The following is a 7,210-nucleotide window of genomic DNA, read 5'->3' as shown; positions in this document are numbered from 1 at the left end:
CTGATTTCTTGAGTAGTTCTAAGGGATTCATTGTGTTTTGTTCCTCCTCGTGCGGGCACTTATTTTACCAGAAACTAACACCAATTGATAATTAGTACCCCCTCCCCCTTCCGCAAGTCAACACAATTTTCGTTCTGGGAGAAGCGTGTCTGTTGAAGGAGAGGGTAAGGTGAGGGTAGGCGGATAAAGGCATTAGAATTGAGCGATGTGATAAAAGATCCGCCTCAAAAGAACAGAAGAAGAGCGCTTAGAAGACGTATGACGGTTGCAGAAAGAACACTATGAGGAAAACTACGATCTGTACGCCTAGGAAAATACAACAAGTATCATTCAGCATTTAGATAAAGCATAATGGTCCCGCAAATAAGAATCTGGATGCGGCAGAGGTCGCGGAGCTAGTCCAGAAATACACGAAACCAGTAAAACAAAAGCAGATAAAGGCACAGCAAAAATAAAAATAAGATAAGCGCCACAGTTGCCGGTTTTCGGTTTTGTTGCGGCAGAATTTTCAAGATGCCCGCGCCCAGCCCGATGCATACAGGAATGATCGCCATATAAAGATAGCGTCCTTGCGGTGAAGCGATTTTCATATTGAATAGAATGACCTGCGCGTTTGCTAAAAAGCCACTGAACATTAAGAGCAGGAATGGGATTTTTTCAAATGGTTCCTCTTGCTTTTTTTCTTTCGATATCTGAAAAATTCCGATCAAAGCCAAAACTTCCAGGATTAGATAGATCGTGTATTCAGTAACGCCGGCGTGAAATTCCATCCTCCCAAAATAAGCCCAGAAGGATGCATGCAGGAACGCACAGGTTTGGAGTAAGTGTCGGAAACTAACAGGATCACTGGGTGTAAACGATCCGCCTGCTTTTTCTCTTCCGATTTGAAACTGGAATGGATCTCCGAATTGCTGCCAGCTCCACAAAAACCACCAGGCCGATATCACCGCCGCAAACAAACAGACCGGAAGTAGCGTTTTGAACATAGTTTGGATGGTTAGAGCGCCAGCTTTTTTGGTCCGATAAACGATTCCAAGAAGAATCACAGGAATCAAGTAAATGGAAACGGATCGGGAAAGCAATGCCAATCCCAGACCGGCTCCTAATGCCGCGGTTTGCTTAGGCCCGACATGACCGATCGTTACCATGCGAATCAGGAGATAGGTCGTCAAGCCGCACGTTAGACTTGTCATTGCAATGTTTGAGATTCCGGAATGAATGAATATGAATTGAGGATTCAAGGCCGCGAATGCTGTAGAAAGCAAAGCCAGTTCAAGATTTTCTGGAGAGATCAGCAAAGCAGTTTTGTAAATTAGAATTAGCGTGACACCACCTAGAAGCAGAGAAAAGATTCTGCAACGAACAGTATTGGTCCATGGATCCTGATCCGGATGAATCACCAGAGCGCAAGAGAAATAGTAAAGCGGGGGATGAAAAGCAACGGAAATTCCTGAATCATCCATTCGGGGCAGGGCGTCGTGCGTTCGAACAAACATGGTGTATGCATAGTGATTTTTTTCGTCCGGAAAGCTTCCAAGCGGCGCGGAAGAAAGGATGAGGGCTCCCAAAGCAAAATAGATCGCAACGAGTAGAAAGCACGAGCGGTTCATGAGAACATATTATAGTAGTGCCACAATTAGCTCAGAACCCCTATGCTATAATCCCTTTTTCATGGCTCGACGTGGAGGGAATCCTTTCATCCATCCTTTGGCTGAGATCGACGCTGAAACGTTCATCGGCAAGGGCACAAGAGTTTGGCAATACACGGTTATCAAGAAGGGGGCTCGCATTGGCGAAAACTGCAACATCGGTAGTCATTGTTACGTGGAAGGGGGAGCATCAGTCGGCAACAATGTGACTGTAAAAAACGGAGTTGCATTGTGGGAGGGTGTTCATCTTGCCGATGCGGTTTTTGTCGGCCCTTATGCAGTTTTTACAAACGACGCGTATCCGCGTTCTCCCCGAGCTCCTGAAGCAAAAGAACGATATCAAAATCCTCAAGCTGTGATTTTGAAAACCTCTCTGGAATACGGCGCGACCGTTGGCGCAGGAGCCATGATCCTTGCCGGAATCATCATAGGAAAGTTCGCCACAGTCGGACTGGGCGCTGTTGTGATTCAACCTGTTCCGCCATACGCTCTGGTAGTGGGGAATCCTGCGAGACAGGTCGGATGGATGTGTGAATGCGGCCTTCCTCTTCCTTCCAAAAGAAAAACACTCGAATGTGAGGAATGCTCCCGGCGATATAAAGAGGTAAGAAAGCAATTGAGGAGAATCTCGTGAAAAGGATTCTCAGAAATGTCGGTGATGCGATTACCGATGAGCGCGGCGCTATCAAAAACATTTTCGATCCCGATATCCGCGTTCGCAGTGTGCTTTTAATCACTTCAAAAGCAGGTTCCATCCGCGCAAATCATTATCACAAAAAGGATACGCACTATGTGTATTTGCTCAGCGGAAAAATGGTGTACACCGAAAAGGATATGAATTCCATGAATAGCAAAAAGCGATCCTACATCATCCATCCAGGAGATCTGGTGCTCTCTCCACCAATGATGGCGCACGCCATGCATTTTCTCGAAGACACCCTGTTTTTAGCATTTACCACGGAAAGGCGGGAACAGGGTTCCTACGAGAAAGACACGGTAAGAATCCAGCTGGTTTAGTCTCATGTTCAAAACAAACATTGAGTGCAGAATTTGCAAGAGTCAAGCGCTCGAACAATTTCTATCTTTGGGGTTGATGCCTCCGGCCAATGCTTTTTTGACCGCCGATCAATTGAAAGAACCGGAAATGAGATTTCCGCTGGCCGTTTGTCTTTGCGGAAATTGCGCGCTGGTGCAGCTGAAGGATGTGGTCGATCCGGAATTGTTGTTCAAGAACTACGTGTATGCTTCTTCGACATCGAGTTCATTTCGCGCCCACTTTCAATCATTTGCCGAGCAGGTTTATCACCGTTTCAAGCTGGATTCAGAATCGCTTGTGGTCGATGTGGGAAGCAACGACGGCATTCTGTTGAAGCCGTTCAAGGAATTGGGCGCGCGAATTCTCGGCGTGGATCCTGCGGAGAACCTGGCAAGAATCGCTACGGAAGCCGGCATTGATACACTTCCCGTTTTTTTTGGAATCAAAACAGCGCAAATCATCGCAGAAGCTAGGGGGAAAGCTCACATCCTGACTGCAAATAATGTTTTCGCGCACGTGGATGATCTGGATTCTTTTGTAAAGGCGGTCCGTGCAGTTCTCCGTGAAGATGGTGTCTTCATTTTTGAAGTGCCCTACCTGGTCGATTTGCTTACTAAAAATCTTTTTGACACGATCTATCACGAACATCTTTCGTATTTCTCTCTGAAACCGTTGCTCCACCATTTTCAAAAACAGGAAATGCAAGTTTTTGAGGTACAGAAAGTGGATTCGCACGGCGGTTCGTTGCGCGTGTTTGTCCGTAACGCAGGCGCCGGACAGGAATCCGCAGATTCTGTCCGGAAATTACTGGAGCTGGAAGAGGACCTGGCGATCTATTCCCTGGAAACCTGGCGAAGCTTTTCGGATAGAGTTCAGCAGAACCGTGAAAAATTCCGAAATTTATTCCAGCGGTTAAAATCAGCCGGTAAACGGATCGCCGGATATGGCGCGCCGGCAAAAGGAAACACGCTGTTAAACTATTTTGGAATCACCCACAGGGAACTGGAATACATTGCGGATGATAGCCCTCTCAAACAGAATTTGTTTACCCCTGGTTCGCATATTCCCGTTTCCAGTCCGGACCGGCTCAGCGTAGATCGTCCGGATTATGTATTGATACTTGCCTGGAATTTTGCGGATTCCATCATGGAACGGCTTTCTTCCTTTCGCAGCTCCGGAGGCAAGTTTATTCTGCCCGTTCCTTCGCCGGAGGTTATTGAAAATTGATTCAGTCTATTGTTTCTGAGGACCTTCAAAGAATTCTGAATGCAATTCAAACCGAAGCCGCTGCGTTGGAAGGAAAAACGATTCTGATTGCAGGCGGATCCGGTTTTTTGGGAAGCTATATCGTTGCCGTGTTTCAACAGTTGAACCGGGATATTTTTTCTCATCCGTGCACAGTATTTGTACTGGATAATTACATAACGGGTTCACGAAACCACATACTCACACGAATCACAGACCCCAACATCCACTTCGTGGAACATAATGTCAGTCTTCCTTATGACATGGAAGGCGACCTGCATTACATTTTGCATGCCGCAGGAATCGCTTCGCCTGTTCACTACAGAACTTTTCCTGTCGAAGCAATCGAAAGCGCAATCTGGGGAGCAAAGAACCTTCTCGAATTGGCCAGACGAAAGACAATCCAGAGCTTTTTGTTTTTCAGCTCAAGCGAGATTTACGGAGATCCAGCGCCGGAATCCATTCCTACACCCGAAACGTATTTTGGTAGCGTTTCCTGCACGGGACCGCGCGCTTGTTACGATGAATCGAAACGCCTCGGCGAAACTCTCTGCATGACATACTTTCACCGCTTTGGAGTTTCCGTTCGAACGGTAAGACCCTTTAACGTTTACGGTCCCGGAATGAAAGTGAACGACTACAGGGTGATTCCGACATTTTTGCTTCGCGCGATGAAAGGAGAATCATTGCCTGTCCATAACAAAGGTTACCAGACTCGAACTTTTTGCTATGTGTCGGATGCTGTGACCGGTTTTCTCAAGGTTCTTCTGTCTCCGCAACCGGGAGAAGTCTACAACGTGGGCAACGATTATCCGGAGATTTCGATGGCGCAACTGGCGCAAGAAATCGCCGGTTTATTTCCGCATACGGTTTCCATTGAGTTTATTGAGTATCCTGATTCCTATCCAAAAGGGGAGCCACAAAGAAGAGTGCCGGACTTGTCCAAGATTCAAAAAGAGCTTGGCTACTCGCCTCAAGTGGATCTGCGTTCGGGACTGCATCGGACTTTGAACTGGTTTGTGGAGAATCAGCGGAACATGGCTCCATAATAGCGGCTTGTAACGCCGGCTTCCAGCAGGCCATACTTCTTTTTAACTCTTGATTCCCAACCGCAAGTAAAAGAACGCGCGCAGCATTTTCCACCAGCCGCTGATTGGTTTCATTTTTGTGTAACTCAGCTGCCAGGGTGGATAGATTTTTGATGCTGGGACTTCTGCGATTTTATAACCGAGTGTTGCGGCTTTGTACATGATGTACATTTCGCAATCGTATTCGTTCAGCCAATCCTGCTCCACGCGCACGCGCGGATCTCGAAACAGGGTGGTTCGTATGGCGCGAAACCCGGTAGAAGTATCGGTGAGTTTTCGACCTGTCGTTATCCACACAACAAATGGATGAACGAATCGCGTGGCAATGATTCTATAGAAGGGAGTATTCCCGTAAGATCCGCCCGGCAAGTACCGGGATCCGATCACAAAGTCGTAGCCTTCATCGATTTTTGCTAACAACCGGTGGATTTCGTCCGGACGATCCTTATCATTTCCGGCCATGATCGTTAACACATCGTAATTTTTCTCGAGCGCATAGGCGATGGCGGTGCGAACAGCGGCTCCCACACCTTTGCGGACAGGATGACTGATCACCGTGACGGCTGCGGCGCGCCCTACCTTAGCCGATCCATCCGTTGAGCCATCATCTACAAGCAAAACTTCATCCGTGTGGTCAGGATGAAAACGTTCAAATTCACTTTTCAATTTCTTCTCTTCGTTGAAAGCAACAACGGCGGTCACAACCCGCAATTCTTGTCCGGATGGTAGTTTCATGATTAGCGCACGAGATGATATTGCGTTTGCCGCGGAAGCACCCATTGTGCCTTTCCATCTTTCACAACGGCTTCCTCTTCCTGGCCTACCCATAACTCTTGATTGTCCCATTCAGCAACGGGTGTTTCTGTTGCGAGCTCTATGGAAAACCACGTTTGATTCCATACAGGCACGTCGCCGCGTCCCGGGATGCTTTCCTGGCGGTCCCAGAGTCCGATCAATGGTCCCGCTCCATGACCATGGTCTCCGATGGGATGTGTGTAAACAGTTCCTTTGATTCGAGCAGCCTTCATGGCAGCAAGTGTTTCCTGTAGAATTTCGTTTCCCGTTTTACCTGACTTTAGCCGTTCCATTAAAAGATCTTGAAGACGGTTGGAATTCGATAAAGCTTTCCGGATTCCTGCGGGTGCATCCTTTTCATTCTCTTTTAAGACGTAACCCATGTGTTGAGTGTCTGTGTTCAGACCCATCGCGCTGATGCCGAAGTCCGTGTGCAACACATCACCACATTCGATGACAATTGTTTTTGCTTCATCCAGAATTCGAACCCCCGTGGCTCCTTTGCGCTGCACACGAACCGACGGTTGAAACCACACATCGAGTCCCATCCTGTTCACTTCTTGCCGCAGCCACCAGACGACATCCTGGCTCGTCGTTTTTCCCGGCGTAATGACTTCGTTGGAGAATGCGCGTGAGATCAAGGAATGCACCATTCGCATCATTTGCACATAGGTGGCATACATTTCCGGAACCCGCGTCGCGATGAATTCCACCGGCAACAACTCAGGGTAAACAAAACGTTTGGTCCATTCGGGACCAACAGCTTCCTCCAGTGATTCTTTTTCCGACGCCGAAAGACCATCGGAAAAAGCATGTGTGCGTGAAACGTTGATGGCGATCGACTGTGGTTTCTTTTCCTCCAGCAGTTTCTTTAGCAGCGCCCACTGCCCCTGTCCCCACAGTTCACGGTTTTCTACGTTCGGATCGCGATAGACTTGATAGAGTCCGCCGTTCGATCCGCCACCTAAAGCGAGACGCGCCACTCCTTTGTCGGGACCTTCGTCATGAAAAACATAGATGGTACGACGTCTTGCTGCGAAGACGGTTGGTGAAACCAGCGAGAAGAAGATGGGATCTTCGTTGTATTCGCGGCAGATCACCAGCCACATGTCAACATGATGTTTGCGCATCACCGCCGGCAACACCCGGTCGAGGCGATGTTTTAGCCACTCTTGTTGAATCTCCGCCTGCCTGCGCAACGGCGGCAAAGGTTCAATCGTTGCAGAGAATGCAAAGGTAGAAAGTAAAAGAATGCAAATCATTATTTTCAACATGGGTAGATTTTACAGCAGTTTTTAACGCCGGCGAGACTGTCCGAAAAGTCAGCTGGAGCGCGGACTTCCAGTCCGCAAAAACTATCGAGTTCGACGAGTGCTTTGCGGGCAAGGATGCCCGCG

7 protein-coding genes are annotated in these 7,210 nt (G+C 48.1%); 4 read left to right on the top strand and 3 right to left on the bottom strand.

The genetic code is table 11. From position 1 onward, the window contains the following. Positions 1–395: 395 nt before the first annotated feature. A complete protein-coding gene (locus tag L0156_13865; protein MCI0604083.1) occupies positions 396–1,610 on the bottom strand; it encodes a DUF2142 domain-containing protein in 1,215 nt (404 codons plus the stop codon). Positions 1,611–1,671: 61 nt separating this feature from the next. Here L0156_13865 and L0156_13860 point away from each other — a divergent pair, with 61 nt between their 5' ends. Genes L0156_13860 through L0156_13845 form a run of 4 tightly spaced genes read left to right on the top strand, consistent with a single transcriptional unit; the run spans position 1,672 to position 4,979 of the window. Then, positions 1,672–2,283, top strand: a complete 612-nt coding sequence (locus L0156_13860; GenBank protein ID MCI0604082.1) for an acetyltransferase — start codon at positions 1,672–1,674, stop codon at positions 2,281–2,283. Next, complete coding sequence (locus L0156_13855; protein MCI0604081.1) at positions 2,280–2,666, top strand: cupin domain-containing protein; 387 nt, start codon at positions 2,280–2,282, stop codon at positions 2,664–2,666. Before L0156_13860 ends, L0156_13855 begins: the two co-directional genes overlap by 4 nt. Before the next feature lie 4 nt (positions 2,667–2,670). After that, complete coding sequence (locus L0156_13850) at positions 2,671–3,912, top strand: class I SAM-dependent methyltransferase (protein MCI0604080.1); 1,242 nt, start codon at positions 2,671–2,673, stop codon at positions 3,910–3,912. Further along, positions 3,909–4,979 (top strand): NAD-dependent epimerase/dehydratase family protein, encoded by a 1,071-nt coding sequence (locus tag L0156_13845; protein MCI0604079.1) that lies wholly within the window; start codon positions 3,909–3,911, stop codon positions 4,977–4,979. Before L0156_13850 ends, L0156_13845 begins: the two co-directional genes overlap by 4 nt. A 42-nt stretch (positions 4,980–5,021) precedes the next feature. Here the strand turns inward: L0156_13845 and L0156_13840 are convergent, their stop codons facing one another. Next, positions 5,022–5,753, bottom strand: coding sequence for a glycosyltransferase family 2 protein (locus L0156_13840; protein ID MCI0604078.1), 732 nt, complete (start codon positions 5,751–5,753; stop codon positions 5,022–5,024). 2 nt (positions 5,754–5,755) lie between these two features. Then, positions 5,756–7,087: an aminopeptidase P family protein gene (locus L0156_13835; protein MCI0604077.1), complete on the bottom strand. Its 1,332-nt coding sequence runs from the start codon at positions 7,085–7,087 to the stop codon at positions 5,756–5,758. Positions 7,088–7,210 lie beyond the last annotated feature (123 nt).

The organism is bacterium (assembly GCA_022616075.1).
Lineage (GTDB): Bacteria > Acidobacteriota > HRBIN11 > JAKEFK01 > JAKEFK01 > JAKEFK01.
Note: the sequence above shows the minus strand (reverse complement) of the source record. Positions and strands in the feature narration are given on the sequence as shown.